Annotated in this window: 25 protein-coding genes and 1 tRNA gene; 13 read left to right on the forward strand and 13 right to left on the reverse strand. The window is 65.8% G+C overall.

Translation table 11 applies throughout. The features are described from left to right. The first annotated feature begins 122 nt into the window (after window positions 1-122). The 3 genes from ABID26_RS30685 to ABID26_RS30695 are packed head-to-tail and all read left to right on the forward strand — an operon-like array spanning window position 123 to window position 5858. Complete coding sequence (locus ABID26_RS30685; RefSeq protein WP_292375185.1) at window positions 123-1130, forward strand: ImuA family protein; 1008 nt, start codon at window positions 123-125, stop codon at window positions 1128-1130. Beyond that, window positions 1072-2544, forward strand: a complete 1473-nt coding sequence (locus ABID26_RS30690) for a DUF6504 family protein (protein WP_126097037.1) — start codon at window positions 1072-1074, stop codon at window positions 2542-2544. The genes ABID26_RS30685 and ABID26_RS30690 overlap by 59 nt, the downstream gene beginning before the upstream one ends. After that, on the forward strand, window positions 2541-5858 hold the full coding sequence (locus ABID26_RS30695; RefSeq protein ID WP_126097038.1) for an error-prone DNA polymerase: 3318 nt from the start codon (window positions 2541-2543) through the stop codon (window positions 5856-5858). The genes ABID26_RS30690 and ABID26_RS30695 overlap by 4 nt, the downstream gene beginning before the upstream one ends. Before the next feature lie 347 nt (window positions 5859-6205). Here the strand turns inward: ABID26_RS30695 and ABID26_RS30700 are convergent, their stop codons facing one another. The 4 genes from ABID26_RS30700 to ABID26_RS30715 form a co-directional block, all read right to left on the reverse strand. Then, the gene (locus tag ABID26_RS30700) at window positions 6206-6451 is read right to left on the reverse strand and encodes a Trm112 family protein (protein ID WP_126097039.1); all 246 of its coding nucleotides are present in this window, start codon (window positions 6449-6451) and stop codon (window positions 6206-6208) included. A gap of 161 nt (window positions 6452-6612) precedes the next feature. Further along, the gene (locus ABID26_RS30705; protein WP_126097040.1) at window positions 6613-7284 is read right to left on the reverse strand and encodes an LON peptidase substrate-binding domain-containing protein; all 672 of its coding nucleotides are present in this window, start codon (window positions 7282-7284) and stop codon (window positions 6613-6615) included. Between the two features lie 306 nt (window positions 7285-7590). Then, window positions 7591-8586 carry a thioredoxin gene (trxA, locus tag ABID26_RS30710; protein ID WP_126097041.1) on the reverse strand — a complete coding sequence of 332 codons (996 nt, stop codon included), beginning with the start codon at window positions 8584-8586 and terminating at the stop codon, window positions 7591-7593. A gap of 99 nt (window positions 8587-8685) precedes the next feature. Further along, complete coding sequence (locus tag ABID26_RS30715; RefSeq protein WP_126097042.1) at window positions 8686-9186, reverse strand: prolyl-tRNA synthetase associated domain-containing protein; 501 nt, start codon at window positions 9184-9186, stop codon at window positions 8686-8688. Between the two features lie 206 nt (window positions 9187-9392). On the opposite strand from ABID26_RS30715, the gene ABID26_RS30720 reads away from it, so the two are divergent. After that, window positions 9393-9467 (forward strand) — tRNA-Gly (locus ABID26_RS30720). Window positions 9468-9559: 92 nt separating this feature from the next. On the opposite strand, the gene ABID26_RS30725 is transcribed toward ABID26_RS30720, so the two are convergent. Further along, window positions 9560-10000, reverse strand: a complete 441-nt coding sequence (locus ABID26_RS30725) for an Lrp/AsnC family transcriptional regulator (protein WP_095782813.1) — start codon at window positions 9998-10000, stop codon at window positions 9560-9562. Between the two features lie 132 nt (window positions 10001-10132). Between ABID26_RS30725 and rocF the strand changes: the two genes are divergently transcribed. Continuing rightward, complete coding sequence (rocF, locus tag ABID26_RS30730; RefSeq protein ID WP_354417369.1) at window positions 10133-11065, forward strand: arginase; 933 nt, start codon at window positions 10133-10135, stop codon at window positions 11063-11065. A 2-nt stretch (window positions 11066-11067) separates the two neighbouring features. Continuing rightward, complete coding sequence (locus ABID26_RS30735; protein WP_126097044.1) at window positions 11068-12126, forward strand: ornithine cyclodeaminase; 1059 nt, start codon at window positions 11068-11070, stop codon at window positions 12124-12126. Window positions 12127-12337: 211 nt separating this feature from the next. Here ABID26_RS30735 and ABID26_RS30740 read toward each other — a convergent pair whose 3' ends face one another. From ABID26_RS30740 to ABID26_RS30760, 5 genes are all read right to left on the reverse strand, one after another. Beyond that, window positions 12338-13339 carry a LacI family DNA-binding transcriptional regulator gene (locus tag ABID26_RS30740; RefSeq protein ID WP_126097045.1) on the reverse strand — a complete coding sequence of 334 codons (1002 nt, stop codon included), beginning with the start codon at window positions 13337-13339 and terminating at the stop codon, window positions 12338-12340. 22 nt (window positions 13340-13361) lie between these two features. After that, window positions 13362-14378, reverse strand: a complete 1017-nt coding sequence (locus tag ABID26_RS30745; protein WP_126097046.1) for an ABC transporter permease — start codon at window positions 14376-14378, stop codon at window positions 13362-13364. Then, window positions 14375-15877 (reverse strand): sugar ABC transporter ATP-binding protein, encoded by a 1503-nt coding sequence (locus ABID26_RS30750; protein WP_126097047.1) that lies wholly within the window; start codon window positions 15875-15877, stop codon window positions 14375-14377. The genes ABID26_RS30745 and ABID26_RS30750 overlap by 4 nt, the downstream gene beginning before the upstream one ends. Before the next feature lie 133 nt (window positions 15878-16010). Then, window positions 16011-16976 (reverse strand): sugar ABC transporter substrate-binding protein, encoded by a 966-nt coding sequence (locus tag ABID26_RS30755; protein WP_126097048.1) that lies wholly within the window; start codon window positions 16974-16976, stop codon window positions 16011-16013. Window positions 16977-17105: 129 nt separating this feature from the next. Further along, entirely contained in the window at window positions 17106-17972 is an 867-nt protein-coding gene (locus ABID26_RS30760; RefSeq protein WP_292304195.1) for a LysR family transcriptional regulator, read from the reverse strand. A 107-nt stretch (window positions 17973-18079) separates the two neighbouring features. Between ABID26_RS30760 and ABID26_RS30765 the strand changes: the two genes are divergently transcribed. Both ABID26_RS30765 and ABID26_RS30770 read left to right on the forward strand, forming a co-directional pair. Then, window positions 18080-18724, forward strand: a complete 645-nt coding sequence (locus ABID26_RS30765) for an FMN-dependent NADH-azoreductase (RefSeq protein ID WP_189521417.1) — start codon at window positions 18080-18082, stop codon at window positions 18722-18724. Beyond that, on the forward strand, window positions 18721-19047 hold the full coding sequence (locus tag ABID26_RS30770) for a DMT family transporter (RefSeq protein ID WP_292304193.1): 327 nt from the start codon (window positions 18721-18723) through the stop codon (window positions 19045-19047). Before ABID26_RS30765 ends, ABID26_RS30770 begins: the two co-directional genes overlap by 4 nt. A 3-nt stretch (window positions 19048-19050) precedes the next feature. On the opposite strand, the gene ABID26_RS30775 is transcribed toward ABID26_RS30770, so the two are convergent. Together ABID26_RS30775 and ABID26_RS30780 are read right to left on the reverse strand one after the other, a co-directional pair. After that, window positions 19051-20070: an LLM class flavin-dependent oxidoreductase gene (locus tag ABID26_RS30775; protein ID WP_126097052.1), complete on the reverse strand. Its 1020-nt coding sequence runs from the start codon at window positions 20068-20070 to the stop codon at window positions 19051-19053. A 108-nt stretch (window positions 20071-20178) separates the two neighbouring features. Next, entirely contained in the window at window positions 20179-21672 is a 1494-nt protein-coding gene (locus ABID26_RS30780; protein ID WP_126097053.1) for an aldehyde dehydrogenase family protein, read from the reverse strand. Between the two features lie 197 nt (window positions 21673-21869). Between ABID26_RS30780 and ABID26_RS30785 the strand changes: the two genes are divergently transcribed. Then, on the forward strand, window positions 21870-22625 hold the full coding sequence (locus ABID26_RS30785) for a COG4280 domain-containing protein (protein ID WP_292304186.1): 756 nt from the start codon (window positions 21870-21872) through the stop codon (window positions 22623-22625). After that, on the forward strand, window positions 22622-22837 hold the full coding sequence (locus ABID26_RS30790; protein WP_126097055.1) for a hypothetical protein: 216 nt from the start codon (window positions 22622-22624) through the stop codon (window positions 22835-22837). The genes ABID26_RS30785 and ABID26_RS30790 overlap by 4 nt, the downstream gene beginning before the upstream one ends. A 257-nt stretch (window positions 22838-23094) precedes the next feature. On the opposite strand, the gene ABID26_RS30795 is transcribed toward ABID26_RS30790, so the two are convergent. After that, window positions 23095-23727, reverse strand: coding sequence for a methyltransferase family protein (locus ABID26_RS30795; RefSeq protein ID WP_126097056.1), 633 nt, complete (start codon window positions 23725-23727; stop codon window positions 23095-23097). A gap of 200 nt (window positions 23728-23927) precedes the next feature. Between ABID26_RS30795 and ABID26_RS30800 the strand changes: the two genes are divergently transcribed. The 3 genes from ABID26_RS30800 to ABID26_RS30810 are packed head-to-tail and all read left to right on the forward strand — an operon-like array spanning window position 23928 to window position 26426. Continuing rightward, window positions 23928-24605: a winged helix-turn-helix domain-containing protein gene (locus ABID26_RS30800; RefSeq protein WP_126097057.1), complete on the forward strand. Its 678-nt coding sequence runs from the start codon at window positions 23928-23930 to the stop codon at window positions 24603-24605. 56 nt (window positions 24606-24661) lie between these two features. Next, the gene (locus tag ABID26_RS30805) at window positions 24662-25042 is read left to right on the forward strand and encodes a YkvA family protein (protein ID WP_126097058.1); all 381 of its coding nucleotides are present in this window, start codon (window positions 24662-24664) and stop codon (window positions 25040-25042) included. 4 nt (window positions 25043-25046) lie between these two features. After that, a complete protein-coding gene (locus ABID26_RS30810) occupies window positions 25047-26426 on the forward strand; it encodes a sensor histidine kinase (RefSeq protein ID WP_354417374.1) in 1380 nt (459 codons plus the stop codon). Window positions 26427-26563: the final 137 nt, after the last annotated feature.

Consider the following 26563-nt stretch of genomic DNA (forward strand, 5'->3'; position numbering starts at 1 on the left):
GCAGGCTTCCCTGAGGGTAAAGAGCGAAGGAATAAATTCCTTTAGACTCCGCTTGACTCTTCGGGGACCCTCTGGAATCTATAGGAACATAACAGGAACAATTGCTGCCGGAAGTGAACGTCATGGCGATGAGCGCCGTGGCGCGGGAAACTGTTTTTGCCCTGCGCCGCCAGATCGCGAAGATCGAGAGAACGCTGCCCGAGCGCCTTGAGGCGCCGGCCGGCAGCACACCCCTCGATGCCGCTCGATCGGACGTCACGATCGTCCGGCGCGGCCTCGCCGTGGCCTCGCCGGATGCCTTCCTGCACACCGGCATCGAGCGCCTCGATACCGCGCTCGGCGGCGGCCTGCCCAAGGCGGCGCTCAGCGAGATCCATGGGCTGGAGACCCGCGATGCCGGTGCCGTCGCCGGCTTTGCGCTGTCGCTCACCAGCCTGATCCTCAGGGAAAAGCCGGGCCTGCCGGTCCTCTGGATCGGCACGGCGGAGATTTTTCGCGAGGCCGGCTTTCCCTATGCCAGGGGGCTGTACGCCCTCTTCGGCATCGCGCCGGAGCAATTGCTGTTCTCCGAAGCGCCGAAGCTCTTGGACGCGCTATGGATCGCCGAGGAGGCGGCGCGCATGACGGCCTTCGCCGCCGTCATCCTCGAGATCCGCGGCAGCCCGCGGCTTCTCGACCTTACCGCGACGCGGCGGCTGCACGCCCGCGCCCAAAACGCCGCCCGCCCGGTGCTTTTGCTGCGCCAGGCCGGCGAGGCCGAGCCCACAGCAGCGCCCGTGCGCCTCATCGTTTCGGCCGCCCCCTCAGCCAGCCGCGAGACGGTCGCCGGCCCGCTCGCCGGCTCGATCGGCCGCCCCGCCTTCACCGTCGATATCGGCAAGAGCCGCACGGCCCTGCCCGGACAATTCACACTGGAGTGGAACCCCGATGAGCACGCTTTTGCAGAAAGAACAGAGAATTCTGTCGCTGTGGTTCCCGTACCTCTGCGCGGAGCGGATCCTGCGCCAGCGTCTGGGGCGGTCCTGGCGTTCGCGGCCGTCGGATCACCTGCCCCCGCCTCACCCACCGCTTGTGATCAGCCATCGCGACAGCAACGCCCAGCGCATCGCAGCCCTCGACGAGCGGGCTGAGGCGCTGAAACTGAAGCGCGGCATGGGCATTGCCGATGCGCGCGCCATGCATCCCTCGATCGACGTGGTGGAAGCCGACGCGGAAGCCGACCGCCGCCTGCTCGAAGGCCTCGCCGACTGGTGCGACCGCTACACGCCGCTGGTGGCGATCGACGGCGAGGACGGGCTGTTCCTCGACGTCACCGGCTGCACGCATCTGTTCGGCGGCGAGCGCGCCATGCAGGACGAGATCCTCACCCGCTTCTTCCAGCAGGGTTTCGATGTCCGCGCCGGCCTCGCCTCGACGCCGGGCGCCGCCTGGGCGGCGGCGCGCTTCCATGGCGACCGCATAATTGCCGGCGGCGAGGAGGAAGCGCTTCTGGCACCCTTGCCGCTTTCGGCGCTGCGCATCGCGCCGGAAACCCGGGCCAGCCTGGAAAGCGTCGGCCTGCGCACGGCGGGCGCGGTGATGGCGGCGCCGCGCGCGCCGCTCGCCCGCCGCTTCGGCGCCACCTTGCTGCTGCGCCTCGACCAGGCGCTCGGCCGCCTCGACGAGGCCGTGTCGCCGCGCCTTCCCGTGGCGCCGCTCTCGGTCGAGCGTCATCTTGCCGAACCGGTCATGCTCACCGACGACATCGAGCGGCTGGTGAGCCGGCTGGCGATCGCCTTGAAGGCCGATCTCGAGCGCCGCGGCGAGGGCGCCAGGGCGCTGGCCCTTCTCCTCTTCCGCGTCGACGGCGCCGTCAGCCGCATCGCCGTCGGCACCTCGCGCCCGATGCGCGAGCCGCAGCTGATCCGAAAACTGTTCCACGAACGGCTGACCGCGCTGGAACAAAACATCGATGCCGGCTTCGGCTTCGATCTCGTGCGGCTGTCGGTGCTTTCGGTTGCCGCTTTCGACATGCTGCAGGGCGATCTTGCCGGCGAAGCGGACGACGATGACGCCGACATCGCTTTATTCGCCGACCGCATCCGCGCCCGCCTCGGCGAGGCCGCCGTGCTGAAGCCGGTCGTCGTCGAAAGCCATCTGCCGGAGCGCGCCGTAACCACGGTTCCCTTCGCGGAAGCGCCGCAAAGGCGCATGCCGGCGAGCGACCGCGCCATGCCGCCGATGACCATCTACCCGCCGGAGCGGCCGGTACGCCTGTTCCGCTCGCCCGAGCCGATCGAGGTGCCGGCGACCGAGATCCCCGAGGGTCCGCCGATGAATTTCCGCTGGCGGCGCGCGCTCTACCGCGTCGCCCGCGCCGAAGGGCCGGAACGCATCGCCGCCGAATGGTGGCGGCAACTGCCCGGCGAGGAGGAGGGGCCGACCCGCGACTATTACCGTATCGAGGACAGCGAGGGGCGTCGTTACTGGCTCTACCGCCAGGGTCTCTACAGCAGCGCCGCGCAGGCCGCGCCGCGCTGGTTCATGCACGGGGTGTTCGCATGAACGCGCTGACCGTCATCCCCTATGCCGAGTTCGGCATCCAGTCGAACTTTTCCTTCCTGCGCGGCGCCTCGAAGCCCGAGGAGCTGGTGGTGACGGCAAAATTCTACGGCTTTGCCTCGATCGGGCTTGCCGACCGCAACACGGTCGCCGGCGTCGTGCGCGCCTGGCAGCAGGCGAAGGTGGAAAAACTTGCCTATCATCCGGGCTGCCGCCTGGTTTTCCGCGACGGCACGCCGGACATCCTCGCCTATCCTCAGAGTCGCAAGGGCTGGGGGCATCTTTGCCGCATGCTGACGCAAGCCAATCTGCGCGACGAGAACGAGAAAGGCGCGACGCTGCTTGAATTGAGCGACCTGCTCGAGTGGGGCGATCTGATGTCGCTGGCCATCCTGCCCAATCTGTCGGGCGGCGCGGAAGACAGCCTGGCACTTATTAGCCGGCTCAAGGATCGCTTCGGCGCGGCGCTCCGGCTGGCCGTGGCGCCGGATTATGGCGGCAATGACCGCTTCCGCATCGAGCAGGCGGCGGCGATGGCCGAACACGCCGGCGTCCCGCTGATGGCGACCAACGACGTGCTCTACCATGCCGCCGAACGCCGGCCGCTGCAGGACGTGCTGACCGCGATCCGTCTCAACACGCCTATCTCCGAGGTCGGGCTGGAGCTGACGGCGAATGCCGAGCGCCATCTGAAGCCGCCGCTGGAGATGGCGCGCCTGTTCCGCCGCCACCCAGAGGCGCTGGTCGAGACGCTGCGCTTCGCCGGGGAGCTCACCTTCTCGCTCAGCGATCTCGAATACAACTATCCCGACGAGCCGACCGAATCCGGCCTCGGGCCGCAGGCCGAGCTCGAGCGCCTGGCGCGGGAAGGCGCGGCAAGGCGCTATCCGGCAGGTGTTCCTGACCATGTCACGCAGCGCATCGATGAAGAACTCGCCCTCATCGAGCGCCTGAACTATGCGCGCTATTTCCTGACCGTCTACGATATCGTGAAATTCGCCCGCAGCCAGAATATCCTTTGCCAGGGGCGCGGCTCGGCAGCCAATTCGGTCATCTGCTTCTGCATCGGCATCACCGAAGTCGGACCCGACCGGATCGACGCGCTGTTCGAGCGCTTCATTTCCGAGGAGCGCAACGAGCCGCCCGACATCGACGTCGACTTCGAGCATGAGCGGCGCGACGAGGTCATCGCCTATATCTACGACAAATACAGCGCCAAGCGCACCGCGCTGGCCGCCGCCGTCATCAGCTATCGCGGCCGCTCGGCGCTGCGCGAGGTGGCGAAGGCAATGGGTCTCTCGGAAGATGTCCGCAGCGCCCTGTCGAGCACCATCTGGGGCTGGTCGACCTCCGAGCTCGGCGAAAGGGAGGCCAATGCCGGCGGCCTCGACCGCACCGACCCGCTGTCGCGGCAGGTGCTGGAGCGCGCCAACGAGATCATGGGCTTTCCCCGCCACCTCTCCCAGCATGTCGGCGGCTTCGTCATAACCCGCGACCGGCTCGACGAGGTCGTGCCCATCGTCAAGACGGCGATGGAGGAACGCAAGATGGTCGAGTGGGACAAGGACGATCTCGACGCGGTGAAGATCCTCAAGGTGGACGTGCTGGCGCTCGGCATGCTGACCTGCCTGAAGCGCGCTCTGACCCTGCTCACCAATCATTATCCGGAAGCGCGGGACGACTACGGCCGGCCCTATGGCTTGAATTCCCTGCCGCCGGAACACGCCTGCGTCTACGACATGATCTGCCGGGCCGATACGCTCGGCGTCTTCCAGATCGAATCCCGCGCCCAGATGTCGATGCTGCCGCGGCTCAGGCCGCAAGAGTTCTACGACCTCGTCATCGAGGTGGCGATCGTGCGGCCCGGCCCGATCCAGGGCGACATGGTGCATCCCTATCTGCGCAGGCGGCAGGGCAAGGAGGACGTCAATTACCCCAGCTCCGATCTGAAAAAGATTCTCGGCAAGACGCTCGGCGTGCCGCTGTTCCAGGAACAGGCGATGAAGATCGCCATCGTCGCCGGTGGTTTCCGGCCGGGCGAGGCCGACGAGCTTCGCCGCGCCATGGCGACCTTCAAGCGCACCGGCACGATCGGCAACTATCGCCAGCGCATGATCGACGGCATGGTCAGCAATGGCTATGAGAAGGAGTTCGCCGAGCGCTGCTTCAAGCAGATCGAAGGCTTTGGCGAATACGGCTTCCCGGAAAGCCACGCCGCCTCCTTCGCGCTGCTGGTCTACGCCTCCTGCTGGTTCAAGACCTTTTATCCCGACGTCTTCTGCGCCGCGATCCTGAACGCGCAGCCGATGGGTTTTTACCAGCCGGCCCAGCTCGTCCGCGATGCGCGCGACCATGGCGTGGAGGTGCGCGAGGTCGACATCAACCATTCCGTCTGGGATTGCACGCTGGAGGGAGCCGCCTTCGATCCTTCGCGCATCCTCGAACGCCATGCCTCGATGCGCGGCATCATCGAGACGGCGCATGCCGTGCGGCTCGGCTTCCGCCAGGTCAAGGGCCTGTCGCAGGAGCGCATGGAGGCCGCCGTCGCCCGGCGCGGCGAGGGCTATCGATCGGTCAGGGATCTATGGCTGCGTTCAGGCCTCGATGTCGGCGAGATCGAGAGGCTGGCCGAGGCCGACGCCTTCCGCTCGCTCGGCCTCGACCGCCGCTCAGCGCTCTGGGAGGTGCGCGCGCTCGACGGCAGGAGCGCTGCCGAAAAGCTGCCGCTGTTCGACCGCCCCGCTCTCGGCTTACGCGAATTGGAGCCCGAAACGAAGCTGCCGAAAATGCCGCTCGGCGAGCATGTCGTCCATGACTACCGCTCGCTCGGCCTGTCGCTGAAGGAGCACCCCGTCGCCTTCCTGCGCGAACGGCTCACCCGCGCCGGCATCACCCCCAATGCCCGCCTGCCGTCGGTGCGCGACGGCCGGCGCGTCACCGTCGCCGGCCTGGTGCTGGTGCGCCAGCGCCCCGGCAAGGGCAACGCGATCTTCCTCACGCTCGAGGATGAAAAGGCGATCGCCAACGTCATCATCTGGCCGCGCGTCTTCGATCGCTTCCGCTCAATCGTGATGGGCGCGCGCTTCATCCGCGTCACCGGCAAGCTGCAGCAGGAATCGGACGTCATCCACATCGTCGCCGACAGGATCGAGGATCTCACGCCCTGGCTGAGCGTGCTTCTGCGGCCACCCACCATCGAGCATGAGCCCGCCGGGGACACCGCTCCCGCGAACCGCGGCTTGCCGGTCCGCCAGGACAGCGAGGCCCTGTCGGGTGCCGCTCAGCAGGTCATGCCGAAGGGGCGGAATTTTCAGTAGGCGCTTTCAGTAGGGACAAGCGGCGTTCCAGGCAATCTCCAACGTCTGCGCCGGGAGCATCCCGCCCAGCTTTGTTGGAGACGTCTGAGATTAGCGACGACATTCGTTCGGTCGTCATTCTAGGGCGAAGCAAGGAGCGAAGCGACGCGCGCAGACCCTAGAATCCATGCCGTGACGCTAAAGCATTGCAACGGTTACAGAATTTTGCACTGTTAGCACTCAACGGTAAAGGTCACGGCATGGATACTCGGGTCAAGCCCGAGTATGACGACGTCACAGGGGGGGCCGGCCAATCCCCCACGTCAGCGCCGGGAGCAGGGATGCAGCGTCCTTCCCGCACCAGAACCCTACGACGGCCCGCTCAGCCGCGGCGGTGGCGTCAGCATATCATCGGCCGAGATCGTGCGCGCTTCCGAGGGCAGCATGATCGGGATGCCGTCGCGCACCGGATAGGCGAGCTTGGCCACGCGCGAGATCAGCTCGCTGCGTTCCTCGTCCCAGGTCAGCGGTCCCTTGGTCAGCGGGCAAGCGAGCAGTTCCAGCAGTCTTGGATCGACCGTGGCCTTGCGCCCGTCACGTCCATCCGCCGCCATCGCACCCAACTCCATAGGCTTAAGTGTGTTGAGATCCAGGTCAGGCCGGGTCGAGAACGGTGGCTTCCGAGAACCGGAGCGGAGCGTACTTCAAGTACGTGAGCACCGGAAGCGCAGGAGGCCGCCGTTCGCAGGCCGGCATCACCTGAATATCAGCGCACTTACTGCAGGCTCGAGCCAAAATCCTCATCCTCGCGCGCCAGCGTTATTTCGGTGATGGCGATCAGCGTCTCGGCGCGCGTCTTCAAATCCGCCGCTTCGAGCAGCGCCTGCTTCTCGGCCGGCCCATAGGGCGCCATCATCGACAGCGCATTGACCAGCATTCCGTTCTCGGCGCGGCTGACGCTTTCCCAGTCGGCTTCGAGGTCATTGGCCTGCAGATAGGCGCGGAACGCCTTGAGCAGCGCCGGCCGGTCGACCTCGGCGGCGGCCTGGTCCTCCTCGAGATCGGTGAGGAACGGCGCGATCCGGCACTGCCGGAACGGTGTCTTCGCCGCCAGCTCCTGTGTCACGCGGAAGCGGCAGACGCCTTGCAGCGAAATCAGGTAGCGGCCGTCGCCGGTCTCGGCGAGCGAGATGATGCGGCCGGCGCAGCCGACGCTGCACAGCTCCGGCTCGCCGTCGTCGCGCAGCGCGCCGTCGAGGCTGGGCTGGATCATGCCGATCAGCCGCGTCCCGGCCATCGCCTGGTCGATCATCTGCAGATAGCGCGGCTCGAAAATATTGAGCGGCATGCGGCCGCCCGGCAGCAGCAGCGCTCCGGCGAGCGGAAACACCGGGATCGTCGACGGCAAATCCTTCGCGAGCCGATAGCGGGCGTTTCCGACCTGCACTTCAACCCTCCGCCTGCACTTCAAGCCTTAGAGCAATTCCAGGAAAAGTGTGAAACGGTTTTCCGTCCGGAATTGCGTCAAAACAAAGAGATAGGGCGGTTCGCCGTTTCAGTGAACCGGTGAAACGCTCTAGAGGCGTCGCCGGCGAGCGTGTCAAACCTGCGATCTCCCCAAACCTGCGATCTCCTCTGGCGCGGCCTGCCTATCCAACCATTTGTCGGCAGGGCAGGCCACTGCCCCCTATCTGGCGCAGCCGCCGCCGCGCGCAAGCCCCCTTGCCCGGCAAAGGAGCCGGCGGCAACGCGCTCACGAGAACAGCAGCGACGAAAGCTTGCGCCGCGCCGCAAGCGTCGCCTCGTCGGTCATCCCCCATGCCTCGAAGAACTTCAAGAGCTGCGCCCTGGCGCCGTCGTCATTCCATGTCCGGTCGGCCTTGACGATTGCCAGCAAATTGTCGGCGGCCTGCATCCGCTCGCCGCGCGCGTTCTGCACCATCGCCAGGTCGAAACGCGCCTGATGATCGTTGGGATCGGCGGCGAGCCGGCGCTCGAACTCGGCCGGATTGCCGAGCGCCGCCGCCTCCGCGGCCAGCGTCATCTTAGCGCGCAGCGCGGCGATCGCCGGCGCGTCTTTCTTGTCCTCGGGCGCTTTGCCGAGCACCGCCTCGGCGCCTTGGCTGTCGCCGGCCTCGAACAGGATCTCGCCAAGCCCGGCAATCGCCTCGATGGTTTCGGGCGCCTGCTCGAGGATCGCGTCATAGATATCGGCCGCGGTCTGGACATCGCCGGCCTCGCGCGCCTCGCTGGCCGCGGCAAGCGCATCCGTGATCTGCGACGCCGCGCCGCCGCCTTTGCCGCCGACCTTCTGGATGAACTGCGTGATCTGGCTTTCGGGAATGGCGCCCATGAAGCCGTCGACCGGCTGGCCGTCCTTGAAGGCGATGACCGCCGGAATGGACTGGATGCCGAGCTGGCCGGCGACCGAGGGATGGTCGTCGATGTTCATCTTGACCAGCTTGACCTTGCCGCCGGCGGCCTGGACCGCCTTTTCGAGCTGCGGCGTCAGCTGCTTGCAGGGGCCGCACCAGGGCGCCCAGAAGTCGACCAGAACCGGCTGGCGGCGCGATTCCTGGATGACGTCGGCCGCGAATGTCGCGGTCGTGGTGTCCTTGATCAGGTCGGCGGCCGCCGGCGCCTCGCCGAGCGACACCTTGGCGCGGTCGCCGCCGCCATACTGGACGGATTGGGCGTACTGGCCGGCATTGCCGCCAAATGAGCCGCTGAACGGATTGTCGTCACTCATGTCGTCGCCCTTTCGGTCGCGCCGCCGCCGGCATGAAGGCGCGGCGCGTCATTGTCGGATTTCGGTTTCGCCATCCATGTGGCGATCAAGCCCTGACTTTCAAGATAATGAGACTTTCAAGATAACAGCATCGTGGCCGGTTGCCTCGACGAATCTGACGAGATCGGCGGCGGCGATGGTCGTCGTCGCCTCGTTGGTCAGCGGATGGCCGTTGATGACATCGTGGCTCATCAATTCCTGGTCGAGGACGACCTTCACCCGGCCGGCCGTGTCGTTGATCAGGCCGAAGACGGTGACCGCGCCAGGAATGACGCCGAGCAGCTCCATCAGCATTTCCGGCTTGCCGAAGGACACGCGCCCGGCGGCGCCGATTAGATGGTGGATCTGCTTGAGGTCGACCACCGCCTCCTCGCCGACGGTGACGAGAAAGAAATTGTCCTTCTTGTCCTTGAGGAAGAGGTTCTTGGTGTGCCCGCCCGGGATCTCGCCGCGCAGCGCCTGCGAATCGGCGACCGTGAACAATGGCGGGTGGCGCACCGTCGAGACGGAGATGCCGAGATCGGCAAGAAAGGCATAGAGCTCGGCTTCGGTCTTCGGCATCGGTCCTCACTTCGTCTTGAAGGTCATGCCGTTTACGGCCAACGATGCCCTCGGGCAAGACCGCCGGGCCGGGCCAACGGAATCCGCCGGTTCGGAACGAACCTTCAATGCACGAAGAGCTAGCTCCAAAAAGACCATCATTTCCCTGTTGCAATCGCCGCGCTCTTCGGCCATATAGGCGCGGCTTGCGGCCCAAGGCCGCGCGAGCGGGTGTAGCTCAGGGGTAGAGCACAACCTTGCCAAGGTTGGGGTCGGGCGTTCGAATCGCCTCACCCGCTCCAGTTTCCTTCAGGGGATCAAGCAAACGAAAAGCCGCGGTTTTCCGCGGCTTTTTCGCGTTTGGGGCCGACGCTCCGAAAGTAGCTTCCGCCTCCTACCCCAGCCTGGCCCTCGTCGTCCGCGGCGTCGCCAGCAGCAGGCTGGTTTCGCTTCCCGTTATCCCTGGAATCAGCCTTATCCGCCGCAGCACGGCGTCGAAATCGGTCAGCGATGCGGTGCCGAGCTCGACCACCAGGTCCCAGCGGCCGTTGGTGGTGTGGATGGTCGACACTTCCGGAAAACCGCCGAGCGCCCTGATCACGCGGTCGGCGGCGTGGCCCTCGATCTCGATCATCATCACGCCGCGTATCTTCTGATCGACCGCGTCGGCGCGCAGCACCACCGTGTAGCCGATGATCTCACCGGATTTTTCCAGCCGCTCCATGCGCGCCCTGACGGTGGCGCGCGAGACGCCGAGATCGAGCGCGAGATCGGAGACGCTGCGCCGCGCATCGTGCCTCAGAAGCGTCACCAGCCTTTCGTCGAGCGCGTCCATGCTATTCCATTTCGATCAAATCATCTGTCCAATATGATAGATTGATCTTTTCGAAATGCCAATTTTCCCTATTCAAACCGCCAGGCAGCGATGGTTCAATCCTTCAATCAATCGCAAGGGCTAAAAAGAATCATGCGCTGCAGGATCGTCGGCGCGCCGGTACAGGACGGCGCAGGCAGGATGGGATGCGAAATGGGACCGAGCGCGCTGCGCACCGCCGGGCTCGTCTCGATGCTGTCGGAACTCGGCCATGAGGTCGAGGACTGGGGCGCGGTGCAGCCGGCCCAGGCGCGCGCCGTCGTCCACGGCAATCTTGCGCTCAAGGCCCTGCCGGAGATTTCCGCCTGGACGTCGGCGATCGCCGAGGCCGCCTATACGGCGTCGAGCGACGCCATGCCGATCTTCCTCGGCGGCGACCACTCGATCTCCGCCGGGACGGTCTCCGGCGTGGCGCGCCGCGCCGCCGAACGGGGCCGGCCGCTTTTCGTGCTGTGGCTCGACGCGCATCCGGATTTCCATACGCTCGACACCACCACCAGCGGCAATCTGCACGGCGTGCCGCTCGCCTATGCCAGCGGCCGGCCGGGTTTTTCGGGCTATTTCCCGGACCTGCCCACGGCGGTCGACCCCGCCCACGTCTGCACCATGGGCCTGCGCAGCGTCGATCCGGCCGAGCGCCGCGCGCTGAAGGAGGCTGGCGTGACCGTGCACGACATGCGCGCCATCGACGAGCACGGCATCGCCCCGCTGCTGCGCGCCTTCCTGGCGCGCGTCGAGAAGGAGAACGGGCTCTTGCATGTCAGCCTCGATGTCGATTTCCTCGACCCGTCGATCGCGCCCGCCGTCGGCACCACCGTCCCCGGCGGCGCCACTTTTCGCGAAGCGCATTTGGTGATGGAGATGCTGTCCGACAGCGGCCTGGTCTCCAGCCTCGACCTGGTCGAGCTCAACCCGTTCCTGGACGAGCGCGGCCGCACCGCGACGCTGATGGTCGACCTCACCGCCAGCCTGATGGGCCGCCGCATCATGGACCGCCCGACCCGCAGCCATTCCGGAAGCCTCTGACCATGACCCAGCCCTCCCGCCTTGCCATCGTCCCCTTCGTCAGCGTCGACCGCATGATGAAGCTGGTGCTCGCCATCGGCGTCGAGCGGTTCCTCACCGAGCTCGCCGCCTATATCGAGGAGGATTTCCGCCGCTGGGAGCTGTTCGACAAGACGCCGCGCATCGCCTCGCACAGCCATGACGGCGTCATCGAGCTGATGCCGACCAGCGACGGCAAGATGTACGGCTTCAAATATGTCAACGGCCATCCGAAGAACATGCGCGAGGGCCGCCAGACCGTCACCGCCTTCGGCGTGCTCGCCGATGTCGGCTCGGGCTATCCGATGCTCTTGACCGAGATGACGATCCTGACGGCGCTGCGCACCGCAGCCACTTCCGCCGTCGCGGCCAAATATCTGGCCCCCAAGGGCAGTCAAGCCATGGCCATCATCGGCAACGGCGCCCAGTCCGAGTTCCAGGCCATCGCCTTCAAGGCTTTGCTCGGCGTCGATAAGCTGCGGCTCTACGACATCGACCGTTCGGCCTCGGAAAAATGCGCCCGCAACCTGGCGGCCAAGGGTTTCGACATCACGATCTGTTCGACCGGGCAGGATGCGGTGGAAGGCGTCGACATCATCACCACGGTGACGGCCGACAAGCAGTACGCCACGATCCTCACCGACAACATGGTCGGCTCCGGCGTCCACATCAACGCGGTCGGCGGCGACTGCCCCGGCAAGACGGAGCTCCATCGCGACATCCTCTTGCGCTCCGACATCTTCGTCGAGTTCCCGCCGCAAACCCGCATCGAGGGCGAGATCCAGCAGCTCGACGCCGACCATCCGGTGACCGAGCTGTGGCAGGTGATGACCGGAAAGGCGCAGGGCCGCAAGACGAAGGAGCAGATCACGCTGTTCGATTCCGTCGGCTTCGCAACGGAAGATTTTTCCGCGCTGCGCTATGTCCGCGACCAGCTCCAGGCGACCGGCCTCTATGAGGAGCTCGACCTGCTCGCCGACCCCGACGAGCCGCGCGATCTGTTCGGCATGCTGCTGAGGGCCGCCATGCAGCCGGCGGCGTGAGGGAATGAGCTCGTAATCTCCCCCCTTGAGGGGGAGATGGCCGGTCCACCCTCCGCAGCTGCAGCGCAGCTGCTGCGGAGGACGGGCAGGCCAGAGGGGGTCGGTCCGACTGGGCTCGGCTGCTTGTGCAGATGGAGGTTGGCGCTTCATGCGCAGCGACCTCCTCTGTCGCCTTCGGCGACATCTCCCCCTCAAGGGGGGAGATCACGCGCTACTTGCGCAAAGCCGCGCAGCTTTCCCTTTCGATGAGCACAGGCGCCAGCACCTCCCGGCGCGAGGGCGCGGTCGGCTCGCCGAGGCGCTCGAGCAGCAGGCTCACGGCCCGCGTGCCGATCTTTTCGACCGGCTGCGCGATCGTCGTCAGCGGCGGCCAGGTGGTGACCGCATAGGGAATGTCGTCGAAACCGACCAGCGACATGTCGTCGGGGACATGCAATCCGCGAGAGCGCAGCGCGATGATGGCGCCCATCGCCATCAGGTCGTTGCAAGCGAACACGGCCGTGATATCCGGCGCCTGCCCCATCAGCCGCTCCATCGCCAGCCGGCCGCCGGCGAAATGATAGTCGGAATCGACCACCGATGATGCCGGCAGTTCGAGGCCCGCTTCCTCGAGCGCCCGGACAAAGCCGCGCACGCGGGCAGGGCTGGAGCTGGAATCGCGCGGGCCGCCGATGACGCCGATCTTTTTGTGGCCGAGCCCGACCAGATAGCGGCCGGCGAGATAGCCGCCATGGTCGTGGTCGACCAGCACGGAATCGACATGGACGGAATGGATCTCGCGATCGAGCAGCACCGCCGGCACGGCGGCGGAAAGGCTCGCAAACACGCGCGCATGGTCGGACGAGCCGGCGAAGATCAGCCCGTCGATCTGCTTGGCCATCAGCACCGACAGATAGCGCTCCTCCTTCTCGGCGCTGCCGTCCGAATTGCACAGGATCACCGTATAGCCGGCGACGAAGCCCGCGTCCTCGATCTGGCGCGCGACGCCGGCGAAGAACGGGTTGGAATTGTCGGGCAGCAACAGGCCGATGGTCTTGGTCTCGCCGCGCCTCAGGCTGCGCGCCAGCGAGTTCGGGCTATAGCGCAGGGCCGCGATCGCCGCGCGCACGCGCTCGGCCGTCTCCGGCTCGACATGGCGCGTGCGGTTCATCACATGCGAGACCGTTGCGACGGACACCCCCGCATAGCGCGCGACATCTGCAATCGTCGTCATGGTCCCTGGTCCCCGCGCTCCCTTAACGGATTTTGCGCAACAGCCTCTCCCGGTACGCGTCTAGAATGACGGCCAGCACGATGACAAGGCCAATCACGATCGGTTTGAAATTGTCGCCGACGCCGAGCAGCTGCAGCCCGGTGCTCAAGACCTGCAGGATGCAGGCGCCGACCAGCGTGCCGATGATAGAGCCTTTGCCGCCGCTGAGGCTGGTGCCGCCGATGATGACGGCGGCGATGGCGTTGAGCTCGTAGCCGACGCCGGCGATCGGGCTGCCGATGTTGAGGCGCAAGAGATAAACCATGGCCGCGATGCCGGCCGTCAGGCCGCTGATGGTGAAGGCGGCGACCTTGTAGAAATCCGGATTGTGGCCGGAGAGCCGCACCGCCTCGTCATTGGTGCCGACGGCGAAGATCATCCGGCCGAAAACGGTGAAGCGCAGCACGAACCAGCCGGCCGCGATCACCAGCACCGCGACCAGGAAGATCGAGGGCAGGAAGCCGCCGATGATCAGATTGCCGAAATCGACGAAGCTTTGCGGCAGGCCGGTGATGGTCGAATTGTCGCTGACGACGCGGGCAGCGCCCGCGGCCATGTTGAGCATGCCGAGCGTGACGATGAAGGAAGGGATCTTCCAGCGCGTCGAGATCCAGCCGTTGAGGAAGCCGCAGGCAGCACCCGTCGCCATGCAGGCGAGCAGCGCCAGGGTGATCGCGACGGCCGGCGACAGGCTCTCATCGATCATGACGGTGGCGCCGACCACGGTGCAGAGCGCCAGCACCGAGCCGACCGAAAGGTCGATGCCGCCGGTGAGGATGACGAAGGTCATGCCAGCCGCCAGAACGGTGTTGATGGCGATCTGCACGAAGATCTTCAGCGCATTGCCGGGCGTGGCGAAATAAGGCGCTGTGACCGAGAAGAACAGCGTGATCAGCACAAGGGCCAAGAGCACGCCGGCGTCGCGGACCAGGAAGCGCAGGAACTTCGCCCGTCCAGGAGAAACAGGCGCCGCCACCAGGGATTCGGACGTCTCGCTCATGGTCGAACATACTCCTGATAGGCGAGCGACAGGATGCGCTCCTGGTCGAATTCGGCGCGCGGCATCTCGCCGACGATCTTGTTCCTGGAAAAGACGATGATGCGATGGCACATGCCCATCAACTCGGGCAGGTCGGACGAGACCATGATGATGCCCTTTTGCTGCGCCGCCAGCATCCACAAGAGCTGGTAGATCTCCCGCCGCGCGCCGATGTCGACGCCGCGCGTCGGCTCGTCGAGGATCAGCGTCGAGGTGCCGCGGAACAGCCATTTGGCCAGCACCACCTTCTGCTGGTTGCCGCCGGAGAGATTGCGCACCGCCTGTTCGATCGAGCTCGCCTTGACGCGCAGCTGGCCAACGAGATCGTTTGCTGCCGCACTCTCCGCCCGGCGGTTGACCAGCCCGTGGCGCGAGACCTTGCCCAGATCGGTGATGGTGATGTTCTTGTCGACCGCCAGGTCGAGCAGCAGGCCCTGCCCCTTGCGGTCCTCGGTGAGCAGGCTGAGCCCATGCCGCACCGCATCTTTCGGTGCGGCGATCGCCACCGGCTTGCCGTCGATCTCGACGACGCCGTCAAGCTTGGGATCGGCGCCGAACAGCGCCCGCATCGCTTCCGTGCGGCCGCTGCCGACCAGGCCGGCGACGCCGAGGATCTCGCCATGGCGGACCGCGAAGGAGATTTCGGGCGTCGTGGTGCTGCGCTTCAGATTGGTCACGCTGAGCGCGACCTTGCCCGGCACGACCCTGGCATCGAAGCCGAATTCGTCGGCGATGTCGCGGCCGATCATCATGCGCACGATATCCGGCACGCTGAGGCCATGGAGGTCTCGGCTCGCGACCAGCCTTCCATTGCGCAGCACGGTCACCCGGTCGCCGATCTCGAACACTTCGTGCAACCGGTGCGAGATGTAGATGATGGTGACGCCCTTGGCCTTCAGCCGCTTGATGATGGAAAAGAGCCGCCCGATTTCGGGCGGCGTCAGCGTCGCCGTCGGCTCGTCCAGCACCAGCAGCTTGCTGTCGTAGCTCAGCGCCTTGGCGATCTCGACCAACTGCATCTGGGCGACGCCGAGCGCCTCGACCCGTGTCCTCGGGTCGACGTCGAGGCCGACCTCCTTCAGCAGCGCGACGGCGCGTCGGTTGAGCGCCTTGCTGTCGACGATGCCGAAGGCGCGGCGCGGCAGGCTTTCCAGCATCAAATTCTCGGCGATGCTGAGATAGGGTAAAAGGTTGAGCTCCTGATGCACGATGCGGATGCCGCGCTGCTGCGCATCGTGCGGCGTCTTCGGCTGGTAGGGCTGGCCGTTGAAGGCGATCGTGCCCGCGTCCGGCTGGTAGATGCCGGCGAGCAGCTTGATCAGCGTCGACTTTCCGGCGCCGTTCTCGCCCAGCACGATATGGGTCTCGCCGCGCGCGATCGACAGCGAGACCTCGCTTAGCGCGACGACGCCGGGAAAGATCTTCCCGACCCCTTCAAGGGAAAGAATCACATCGTCCATGCAGCGGCAATCCTGAACAGCGCTCTTCTACCGCAAAGGCGGTGCGAATGCGCGATCCATCGCCGCCGGCGGTTTGCCGGCGGCGACGACGAGACAAGCGAGCGCCGGAGGGAGTCCCAGCACCCTGCTCGCCTCAGGCGGTGATCAGCTTGACGTCGGTCTTGACCCAGCCGGAGAATTTCTCGCCGGCAAGCTCGCGCATGCCATAGTCGATGCCCATCGCCGCCATCTGCGCGCCGTACTGCTCGACGGTGGCGAGCATCTTGCCTTCCTTCAGCAACGGACCGACGGCCGGGATGTTGTCGAAGCCGACGACCTTGATCTGGCCGGACTTGCCGGCCGCGTCGATCGCCTTGACGACGCCGAGCGCCATCGAATCGTTGGCCGCCATCACGCCCTGGATATCCGGGTGCTGGGTCAGGAAGTTGGTCATCAGCGTGTTGGCTTCCTCGGTCTCCCAATGCGCGGTCTTGGAGTCGAGCAGGTCGAGGCCGTGCTCCTTCACCGCATCGTCGAAGCCGAGCTTGCGCTGCTTGGCGTTGTCGGCCTCCGGATTGCCCTCGAGGATGACGACCTTGCCGCCCTTGCCCAGCGCCTTGCCGAGCGCGTCGCCGGCAAGCTTGGCGCCGGCGCGGTTGTCCGGACCGAAGAAGGCGAGATCGACGCCGGCCTTCTTCTTGGCCTCCTCGTCGAGCGCGACGTCGATGTTGATGACCTTGATGCCGGCCTTCAGCGCCTTGGCGATCGGCGTCACCATAGCCTTCGAATCGGCGGGCGCGACCACGATGATGTTGTAGTTCTGGGTGATGAAGTTCTCGATGGCGTCGACCTGGGCGGCGAAGTCGCGCTCGTCCTTCATGCCGACGGCGGCGAAATCGAACTTGTCCTTGTTCTTGGCCGCGTACTCCTCCGCGCCGGCCTGCATCTGCTTGAAGAACTCGTTGGCGAGAGACTTCATGACCAGACCGACCTTCGGCTTGTCGGCGGCGAGCGCCGGTCCAAGCGGCAAAGCGAGCGCGCCGGCCGCCAGCGCGCTGGTCTTAAGGAACTGGCGGCGCGAGAACGGGCCAAGCCCAAGTGTGTGTGAAATCTTGCTCATGCTCTCCTCCACTTTGATTGAGCCGTAATCGGTTACGTAACCGATTACGCGGCAGACTAGGGTGCAATTTTATCAGGAGTCAATATCGATGGTAAGACAGAGATGGAGCGCGGCCTCGGCTGTGACAGCTCAACCGTTCGGCTGTCCTAGCCCCTGAGCGCCGGCATTCAACCGCGCCCGCAGCCATTTTGCCGAAAAATCGCTGAACGCCCGCACTCTTGGATTTCCTCTGAGGTCCGGGTGGTAGAGCACCCACAGTTCCGAGGCGAGCGCATCGATGGTTTCGCCGGCGCGCGCCAGCCGGCGCGCGGCGCCCAGATAATCCGGCAGCAACGCCCGTCCCCAGCCGGCCTCGGCGGCCGCCGCGGCGGCGGTCAGGCTATTGACCCTTAGCCTGATCTCGTCCTCCGTGACATTCGCCTTGAGCCATTGTGCCGCCGGCAGGGCAGACAGGACAGCGTCAAAGCCGATCCAGCCCCCGGCGGCCGACACATCGGCTGCGTAGACGGCATAGGAAAAGCGCGCCACGCGCCGGCCGACAAGCGTTTCCGGCGGCGTCAGCGTTGGCCGGATGGCGATATCGGCTTCCCGCCGGCCGAGATCGGCAAAGCCGTTGTTCACTTCCAGCGACAGCGCGATGCCGGGGTGCGCGGCGCTGAACGCCTTGAGACAGGCTGAGGCGGTTTCCAGCAGCGTGTCCGCCGTCGTCACGTTGAGCGTTCCGACCAGGCGGTCGTCCAGCGCCGCCACGCGGCGCTCGACCTTGGCTAGCCGGTCCCGCAAATCGTCCGCCGCTTCGAGGAAAGGCTCCGCCCTACCGGTCGGCACAAGAGTGTCGCCGAGACGCTCGAACAGCGCGCCGCCGATTCGCCGCTCGAGATCCCTCAGCTGCCGGTAGATGGTCGCGATATGGGTGCCGAGCCTTGCCTGCGCGCCTCGCACGCCGCCCGCCGCCGCGATCGCCGCAACCAGCCGCACATCGTCATAGTCGATCATATTCGCATCCCTGCGAGCGAGAATAGCGAAATTGCTAAATGCGCTCGCATCCCTGCGAACATATATCGCGATCCGGAAACAAACCAGCAGCCTCACCGGAGAAAGACATGAGCCGCATCCTGCACATCGAAGCTTCGCCGCGCGCCGACCGGTCCTGGTCGAGCAAGGCCGCGAGAAATTTCCTCGCACAGCTTAAAGAGCAACTGCCGAAGATGGAGGTCGACCACTTCAACATCTGGACCGCCATCCTGCCGACCTTCGACGGCGCGGCGATCGACGCCAAATACGCCAAGCTTAGCAACACGCCATTGACCGACGCGCAAAGCCGGGCCTGGAAGCTGATCGGCCACTATGTCGCGAGGCTCGACGCGGCCGACGCGATCCTGATCTCGACGCCGATGTGGAATCTTGGCGTGCCATACCGGCTGAAACATCTGTTCGACCTGGTGACGCAGCCGGGCCTGAGCTTTTCCTTCAACCCCGCGACCGGCTATTCGCCTCTACTGCGCGCGCGGCCGACTGCGGTCCTCATGGCAACCTCGGGCGACTTCACCGAAGGTCCGAGCCATGGCCGGCCGGATCTCGCGACGCCTTACCTGCGCACCGCGCTTGCCTTCATCGGCTTGAAGGACGCCGACATCGCGCATGTCTCGCCCACGATCGGTCTGCCGGAAGCGATGGAAGCCGGAGCCAGGCGGACCGAAGGCGAGGTGCGGCGGCTCGCTGCCAGCTTTGCGGCGAGGCTCGCATGAGCCAGTCGCTCGCATGGCTGCTGCTCGTCATCTCGGGTGCCACCGACGTCGGCTGGGCGCTGGCGACCAAGAAGTCGGCGGGATTCTCCGAGCCGGTCTGGTCGGCAGTCTCTCTGGTGCTGCTGGTCATCTTCATCGCGCTGCTGACCAAGGCGCTGACCGTGCTGCCGCTCGGCACCGCCTATGCGGTCTGGACCGGCATCGGCGCCGTCGGCTCTTTAGCCGCCGGCATCGTGCTGTTCGGCGAAAGCACCGACGCGGTCCGCCTCGTTTTCGCCGCCGTGACGATCCTCGGCGTCGTCGGGTTGAAGGTCAGCTCGTGAAAATCACCGCCAGCCGAGCGCCGGCGCGACGTGCTTCAGGATCGCCTCGATGACATGGGCGTTGTAGTCGACGCCGAGCTGGTTGGGCACGGTGATGAGCAGCGTGTCGGCCTCGGCGATCGCCTGGTCCTCCCTGAGCTGCTCGATGAGCACGTCCGGTTCGGCGGCATAGGTGCGGCCGAAGACGGCGCGCTTCTCCGGTTCGATATAGCCGAAATGATCCTGGCCCTCGCTGCTGCCGAAATAGGCGCGGTCCATGTCGTTGACCAAGGCAAAAATGCTGCGGCTGACCGACACGCGCGGCTCCCTGGCGTGGCCGGCCTCCTTCCAGGCGGCACGGAAGGCGCGGATTTGCTCGGCCTGCTGGATGTGCAGCGGCTGGCCGCCCTCGTCGAACTTCAGCGTCGAGCTCTGCAGGTTCATGCCGAGCTTGCCCGCCCATTCGGCAGTGGCATTGGTCGCGGCACCCCACCAGATGCGCTCGCGCAGGCCCTCCGAGAACGGCTCAAGGCGCAGCAGCCCGGGCGGGTTCGGAAACATCGGCCGCGGATTGGGCTGCGCGAAACCTTCTCCGCGCAGCAAATCGAGAAAAATCTCGGCGTGGCGGCGCGCCATGTCGGCATCGGTTTTGCCCTCTTCCGGCACGTAGCCGAAATAGCGCCAGCCATCGATCACCTGCTCGGGCGAGCCGCGGCTGATTCCCAACTGCAAACGCCCGCCGGCGATGAGGTCGGCGGCGCCGGCATCCTCCGCCATGTAGAGCGGGTTCTCGTAGCGCATGTCGATGACGGCGGTGCCAAGCTCGATGCGCTTGGTTTTCGCGCCGGCCGCGGCAAGCAGCGGGAAGGGCGAGCCGAGCTGCCGGGCAAAATGGTGGACGCGGAAATAGGCGCCGTCGGCACCGAGCTCCTCGGCCGCGACCGCCAGGTCGATCGACTGCAGCAACGCGTCGGCGCCCGAGCGCGTGCCCGATTGCGGCGAGGGCGACCAATGCCCGAAGGACAGAAATCCGATCTTTTTCATGGCTCCATTCCTGCTGGAGCGGCCCATTGACCGCTCAAATCCCCTGTCGCTCCAGCAGATAGCCAGGGCGGTGCCGCGATACAACGGACACCGAACGGATACAGACCGTCAATCAGTACGGATCCAGACGCCCTTGGTGTTTAGAAATTCCTCGAGATGCTCGCTGCCGCCCTCGCGGCCGTAACCGCTCATCTTGTAGCCGCCGAAGGGCACGGCAGGGTCGATCGCGTGATAGGTGTTGACCCAGACCGAGCCGGCGCGCAGCCGGTTGGCGAGCTGATGCGCCTTGCCGACGTCGCGCGTGAACACGCCGGCGCCCAGCCCATAGGGCGTGTCGTTGCCGCGCCGCACCGCTTCGTCCAGCGTGTCGAAGGGCAGCGCCGAGATGATCGGCCCGAAAATCTCCTCGCGCGCGATGCGCATGTTGTCGGTGACGCCGGAAAAGATGCCCGGCGTCATGAAATTGCCGGCAGCCAGCGCGCCCTCGGTGATGCGGGTGCCGCCGGTCACCAGCCTGGCGCCCTCGCGCGCGCCGTCCTCGATGAAGCCGCTGACGCGTTCGAGCTGTTTTGGCGAGATCAGCGGCCCGATTTCGGTCTCGGGATCGGCGCCGTCGCCGATCCTGAGTTTTGCCGCGAAGGCCGCGACGCGCTCGACGAACTCCTCATAGATCGGCCGCTCGACGAAGAGACGCGAGCCGGCGATGCAGACCTGGCCGGAATTGGCGAAGACCGACATGGCGGCGACCGGCACGGCGCGCTCGATATCGGCGTCGGCAAGGACGATCACCGGCGACTTGCCGCCGAGCTCCAGCGACACGCGCTTCATGTTGGCGGCCGAGGCGCGCAGGATCGCCTGGCCGGTGGCGGTCGAGCCGGTGAAGACCACCTTGTCGACATCCATATGCGCGGCCAAGGGCGCGCCGGCTTCCGCGCCCGTGCCGGTCACGACATTGACGACGCCGGGCGGCACGCCGGCCTCCTGCATCAGATCGGCGATCAAGAGCGGCGTCAGCGGCGCTTCCTCCGATGGCTTCAGGACGATGGTGCAGCCGGTGGCCAGAGCCGGGCCGATCTTCCAGATCGAGGCGGCGGTGGGCGCATTCCAGGGGATGATCGCGCCGACAACGCCGACCGGCTCCTTGCGCGTATAGGAGACGATCTCGCCCGGCAGCGAATTGCCGATCGCCTGGCCATGGATCGACGTCGCCATGCCGGCATAGAAGCGCAGCATGCCGAGCACGCGATTCCGGTTGGCCAAGGTGCGCGTGATCGGCATGCCCATGTCGGTGGTGTCGGAGAGCGCGAGCTCCTCCCAATGCCGCTCCATCACATCGGCGATCTTGAGCAGCAGCACCTGGCGCTCATAGGGCTTGAAGCGGCTCCACGGTCCTTCGAAGGCGCGGCGCGCCGCGGCGACCGCAAGGTCGATATCCTTCGCGTCCGATTGCGGCACGGTAGCGATCACGCCGCCGGTGGCGGGATTGCGCGTTTCGAAAGTCCGGCCGCTCACCGCATCGCGCCATTCGCCGCCGATCAGCATCTGGCGGTGCCGGCCGTCGATGGGAGTGCGCAGGGAAAGGTCTTGCAACGGTATCGTCATCTTGAACACATTCCCCGATGAACCGTGGCGTTATGGCACCGGCCGGTACGCCGGTGCAAGTTCGGCTCACGGCTGGATATACGGCGGGCGGGCGCGTATCCGATCCGCCATAGTTTGGGCTTCATGGCCGATTGAACAAGGCCAGGCTGGCCGTTATCAGATGACGGGCGGCAAAATGCCGGAGCACGGTATCCTCCATGCACGATCTGACACCCGTTCTCTCCACCGTGACGGCTTCCTTCCTGGCGTCCTTCGTCGAAGTGGTCGAGGCCTTCACCATCGTGCTTGCCGTCGGCGTGACGCGCGGCTGGCGCCCGGCGCTGACGGGTGCCGCGCTGGCGCTCGCCGTGCTAGCGGGGCTGGTGCTCGCCTTCGGGCCGCTGCTGGCGCTTGTCCCCATCGCCCTGCTGCAATACGCCGTCGGCGTTCTGCTCGTCCTGTTCGGCATGCGCTGGCTGCGGAAAGCGATCCTGCGCAGCGCCGGCGTCATCGCGCTGCGCGACGAAGAGGCCGCCTTCTCCAGGGAAACCGACGCGCTCGCCCGCCAGGCCGACGACCGTCGCGCCGACTATCTGGCTGGCGTCGCCGCCTTCAAGGCGGTGCTGCTCGAAGGGGTGGAGGTCGTGTTCATCGTCATTGCCGTCGGCGCGGCGCATGGCCAGACGCTCTATGCCAGCGTCGGCGCGCTGGCGGCCTTCGTCCTGGTGATGCTGATCGGCCTCGCCGTGCACCGGCCGCTGGCGCGCGTGCCGGAAAACGCGCTCAAATTCGTCGTCGGGCTGATGCTGACCAGCTTCGGCATCTTCTGGACCGGCGAGGGCCTCGGCGCCGAATGGCCTGGAGAGGATCTCGCTCTCCTCGGCATCTTCGCCGTCGTTGCCGCCGCATCCTTCGCCATCGTGCGCCGGCTGCGAAACACCTACGCCGTGCCCGCCGGGGGAATTGCCCAATGAAAATTATCCGCCTCGTCCTGAAGGAGCTTTTCGGCATGTTCGTCGACGACGGCAGCCTGGCGCTGCTGGCGCTGATCCTGATCGCGCTGATCACCGCCGCGGTGAAGCTTTTGGCGCTGCCGCCGCTCGCCGGCGGCGTCCTGCTCCTCGCCGGCTGCCTGGCGATTCTTTTGGAAAGCTCAAGGCGCGGCGCGCGCGGCAAGGTGCGCTGATCAGCGTTCATTTTCTGTGAAATCAGCGCAAAACGCTGGGAGGTTGGCGGAAGCCGCCCGAACCTCGTCATCCCAGGGCGGAGCAGCCGCGAAGCGGCGTCGCGGAGACCCTGGGATCCATTCCGTGACCTTGATCGAAAAACGCAGCGGAGCAGAATTCTGCACCGCAGCAGCACTCCTGCGTCACGGAATGGATCCTTGGGTCTGCGCGGTACGCTTCGCTTCCCGCTCCGCCCAAGGATGACGATCGCGATGAACTAATAGACGGTGAACAAGGTCGGCAGCATGCCGGCCGCGCGCAAATACTCGACCGTCTCGATGAGCGGGAACAAGGCCAGGAAATAGAGCCCGTCCCAAAACGTGCTTTTCAGCGCGCTGGTAGAAAAGACCCAATGGTCCTGGTCGCGATAAAGCAGCGGATTCGGCCAGAAGCGCGGCGTCCGCTCGGCATAGGCAGTGTAGGCGGTGCCGAACCTGGCCGTCAGGAACTCGGCCTCCCGGCCGGCGGTGAAGCGGAAGACAAGGAAGCTTGCGAGGCCCAGCGCCGTCGCCGCCAGCACCGATCCGAACATCAGCCCGATGCCGATGACGCCGATGGTCGAGAAGAAATAGAGCGGGTTGCGGGTCATCGAGAACGGGCCCGAGACGATCAGCTCGTCATTCTTCCTGCCGCCGACATAGAGGATGCTCCACAGCCGGCCGAGAAAGCAGATCAGCACGAGGCCGAAGCCGGTCATTTCAACCAGCTCGTGCCCGTTCGAGCCTTCGCTGAGAAACGGCCTGGAAAAAAGCAGCAGCACGATGGCCAGCACCGCGGCGACCTGGACGACGATCAGGCGCTTGTGCTGGTCGAACGCTTTCGGCGCCGACTTGAGCGATGTGTAAGCCACTGGTGTCAATACTCCGGTGCCGCAGGGACGTCGGACCTCACTAGCCTTTCTCCCGACCGATGGCGAGGCCTCGGCAGTATTTCCGGCCATTCTTACGAATTTGTAAGGCCGCGGACAGGCATGCGTAAGTCCGGCTTGTGGGAATGGATCATCGCCGATGCTACCATGCCGATTGCGATGGACTCCGGACGATAGGCCAAATGCGACTTCTGCTGGTTGAAGACGATCCAAGGACCGCCGACTACGTCGTCAGGGGGCTGACCGAGGCCGGGCACGCCTGCGATCTCCTGCGCAACGGCCATGACGCGCTCTCCGCCGCCACCCGCGATGCCTATGACGTGATCGTGGCCGACCGCATGGTCCCCGGCCTCGATGGCTTGTCGATGATCAAGGCGGTGCGGGCGGCGGGCGTCAAGACGCCGGCCATATTCCTGACCTCGATCGGCGGCGTCGACGACCGGGTCGAGGGATTGGAGGCCGGCGGCGACGACTATCTGGTCAAGCCGTTTGCCTTTTCCGAGCTGCTTGCCCGCATCAACGCGCTCGGCCGCCGGCCGGCGGCGCAGGAGCAGAAGACTTGGCTGCGCGTCGCCGATCTCGAAATGGACCTGATCCTGCGGCGCGTGACCAGGCAGGGCCAGGCGATCGACCTGCAGCCAAGGGAGTTCAGCCTGCTCGAGGTGCTGATGCGCGGCGAGGGCCGCGTGATTACCCGCACCATGCTTCTGGAGCGCGTCTGGGATTTTCACTTCGACCCCAAGACCAGCGTCGTCGAGACCCATATCAGCCGGTTGCGGGCCAAGGTCGACAGGCCGTTCGACGCGCCGCTGATCCACACGGTGCGCAACACCGGCTACAGCCTGCACGCGCCGGGTTGACGGTCCATGCCTGATCGCATCTCGCGCCTCCGGCCGGCTGTCCGTATATAAGCGGTATGTCGATGCTGGACTCTGCAAGACAATGGGCGCGTCGCATGAAGCGCGACGTCGTGGCGCTCTGGCTCGCCGCCCGCGATCCACGCGTTCCCTGGTACGCGAAGGCCGTGGCCGGCGCGGTTGCAGCCTATGCTCTCAGCCCTGTCGACCTCATTCCGGATTTCATTCCGATCATCGGCTATCTGGACGACCTTGTGATCGTTCCGCTCGGCATCCTGCTCGCGGTCAAGCTGGTCCCGGCCGGACTCATGCGGGAATTCCGCGACGAGGCCACGCGCCGCGCCAAGCCGGTCAGCCTTACCGGCCTGATCTTCATGATCGCGGTCTGGATAGCGGCGGCGATGGCGCTGCTATGGCTGTTCTGGCCGAAGTCCGTCTAGGGCGATGAAGGAAACACGCGTCAGCCTGCTGCGCAGCACGCCGTTCCGGCTGGCGCTGACCTTTGCCTTCCTGTTCGTGCTCGCCTTCATCCTGTCCGGCGCGATCGTCTACCAGCTGATGAGCGCCGACCTCGCCAGACGGCTCGATCAATCGATCAAGGAGACCTATTCGGTCGTCGCCCTGGCCTATGCGGAGAACGACAAGGAAGATCTTGTCGCCTCGGTCAACAACAATGCCGACCTCAGCCCGGACAAGGACCAGCTTTTCTCGCTGAGCGGTCCCGACGGCAACCATCTGGCTGGAAATTTCACCGCTTCCGGCCTGCCCGACGGTTTCTCGATGTTCTCCGCCAGACTGCCGGGCGTGCCGCCCGACACGATGTATCGCGCCTATACGGGCGAGGTCGGCGGCAACAGCCTGACGGTCGCCTCCTCGCTCGCCGAGACCGACGAGCTCAAGAGGATCGTGCTGATGAGCTTCGGCTGGGGCACGCTGTTCATCACCGGCCTCGCGATCGCCGGCGGCGCCCTGCTTGCCGCGCGCGTCCAGCGGCGCCTCGACGGCATTGCCGCCACCATGGTCGACGTCTCGCACGGACGGCTCGACGCGCGCATCCCGCTTATCGGCAACGGCGACGACATCGACGCCGTGTCCACCCAGGTGAACGCCGCGCTCGATCGCCTGTCGGCGCTGGTCGAAGGGATGCGGGAGGTCAGCGCCAATATCGCGCATGACCTGAAGACGCCGCTCAACCGGCTGCAGATGATCCTGGAGCAGGCCGCCGACAAGACGGCATCGGGCGAGGATGTCGCCAGCGAGCTGGCCGACGCGCGCGCCGAGAGCCGGCAGATCAACGAGACTTTCGACGCTTTGCTTCGCATTGCTCAGATCGAGGCTGGCGCACGCAAGGCGCGCTTCGTCGATCTCGATGTCGGCGACGTCGTCGACACCATCGGCGAAGTCTATGCCGATGTCGCGGAGGATGACGGGAAGTCCCTGATCACAGAACTCGTTCCGGACGCGAAATGGATTATCCACGGTGATCGCGACCTGCTGATGCAGATGCTCGCCAATCTGGTCGAGAACGCCATGCGGCATTGCCCGCCGCGCACGGCGATCGAGCTATCGGTCACGCGTCGGGACGACCGCATCCTCGTCCATGTCCGCGACAATGGCCCCGGCATCCCGGCGGAGGAGCGCGAAAAAGTCTTCCAGCGGCTTTACCGGCTGGATTCCAGCCGCACGACGCCGGGCAGCGGGCTCGGCCTCAGCCTCGTCAAGGCGGTGGCCGACCTGCATGGCGCCACGATCACGCTGGAGGACAACAATCCGGGGCTTGCCGTGATCGTCAGCTTCCCGGCGGTGCGAACTCCGGAAGCCTGAGGCAGTTCCCCGACACCGGGTCGTCATTCTAGGGCGGAGCAAGGAGCGAAGCGACGCAGCGCAGACCCTAGAATCCTGTGTGTTGGTTCTGGTGTATGGTTGAAGTGGGAAGGAGACCGAGTGGATCCTGGTCGTCC

The organism is Mesorhizobium shonense (genome assembly GCF_040545255.1).
Taxonomy (GTDB): domain Bacteria; phylum Pseudomonadota; class Alphaproteobacteria; order Rhizobiales; family Rhizobiaceae; genus Mesorhizobium; species Mesorhizobium shonense.

Coding starts and splice junctions, on each gene's coding strand:
- ABID26_RS30685 (WP_292375185.1), top strand. CDS start 123: ATGGCGATGAGCGCCGTGGCGCGGGAAACTGTTTTTGCCCTGCGCCGC.
- ABID26_RS30695 (WP_126097038.1), top strand. CDS start 2,541: ATGAACGCGCTGACCGTCATCCCCTATGCCGAGTTCGGCATCCAGTCG.
- ABID26_RS30700 (WP_126097039.1), bottom strand. CDS start 6,451: ATGGCGGCGGATGGACGTGACGGGCGCAAGGCCACGGTCGATCCAAGA.
- trxA (WP_126097041.1), bottom strand. CDS start 8,586: ATGAGTGACGACAATCCGTTCAGCGGCTCATTTGGCGGCAATGCCGGC.
- ABID26_RS30715 (WP_126097042.1), bottom strand. CDS start 9,186: ATGCCGAAGACCGAAGCCGAGCTCTATGCCTTTCTTGCCGATCTCGGC.
- ABID26_RS30725 (WP_095782813.1), bottom strand. CDS start 10,000: ATGGACGCGCTCGACGAAAGGCTGGTGACGCTTCTGAGGCACGATGCG.
- rocF (WP_354417369.1), top strand. CDS start 10,133: ATGCGCTGCAGGATCGTCGGCGCGCCGGTACAGGACGGCGCAGGCAGG.
- ABID26_RS30735 (WP_126097044.1), top strand. CDS start 11,068: ATGACCCAGCCCTCCCGCCTTGCCATCGTCCCCTTCGTCAGCGTCGAC.
- ABID26_RS30740 (WP_126097045.1), bottom strand. CDS start 13,339: ATGACGACGATTGCAGATGTCGCGCGCTATGCGGGGGTGTCCGTCGCA.
- ABID26_RS30745 (WP_126097046.1), bottom strand. CDS start 14,378: ATGAGCGAGACGTCCGAATCCCTGGTGGCGGCGCCTGTTTCTCCTGGA.
- ABID26_RS30750 (WP_126097047.1), bottom strand. CDS start 15,877: ATGGACGATGTGATTCTTTCCCTTGAAGGGGTCGGGAAGATCTTTCCC.
- ABID26_RS30755 (WP_126097048.1), bottom strand. CDS start 16,976: ATGAGCAAGATTTCACACACACTTGGGCTTGGCCCGTTCTCGCGCCGC.
- ABID26_RS30760 (WP_292304195.1), bottom strand. CDS start 17,972: ATGATCGACTATGACGATGTGCGGCTGGTTGCGGCGATCGCGGCGGCG.
- ABID26_RS30765 (WP_189521417.1), top strand. CDS start 18,080: ATGAGCCGCATCCTGCACATCGAAGCTTCGCCGCGCGCCGACCGGTCC.
- ABID26_RS30770 (WP_292304193.1), top strand. CDS start 18,721: ATGAGCCAGTCGCTCGCATGGCTGCTGCTCGTCATCTCGGGTGCCACC.
- ABID26_RS30775 (WP_126097052.1), bottom strand. CDS start 20,070: ATGAAAAAGATCGGATTTCTGTCCTTCGGGCATTGGTCGCCCTCGCCG.
- ABID26_RS30780 (WP_126097053.1), bottom strand. CDS start 21,672: ATGACGATACCGTTGCAAGACCTTTCCCTGCGCACTCCCATCGACGGC.
- ABID26_RS30785 (WP_292304186.1), top strand. CDS start 21,870: ATGCACGATCTGACACCCGTTCTCTCCACCGTGACGGCTTCCTTCCTG.
- ABID26_RS30790 (WP_126097055.1), top strand. CDS start 22,622: ATGAAAATTATCCGCCTCGTCCTGAAGGAGCTTTTCGGCATGTTCGTC.
- ABID26_RS30800 (WP_126097057.1), top strand. CDS start 23,928: ATGCGACTTCTGCTGGTTGAAGACGATCCAAGGACCGCCGACTACGTC.
- ABID26_RS30805 (WP_126097058.1), top strand. CDS start 24,662: ATGTCGATGCTGGACTCTGCAAGACAATGGGCGCGTCGCATGAAGCGC.
- ABID26_RS30810 (WP_354417374.1), top strand. CDS start 25,047: ATGAAGGAAACACGCGTCAGCCTGCTGCGCAGCACGCCGTTCCGGCTG.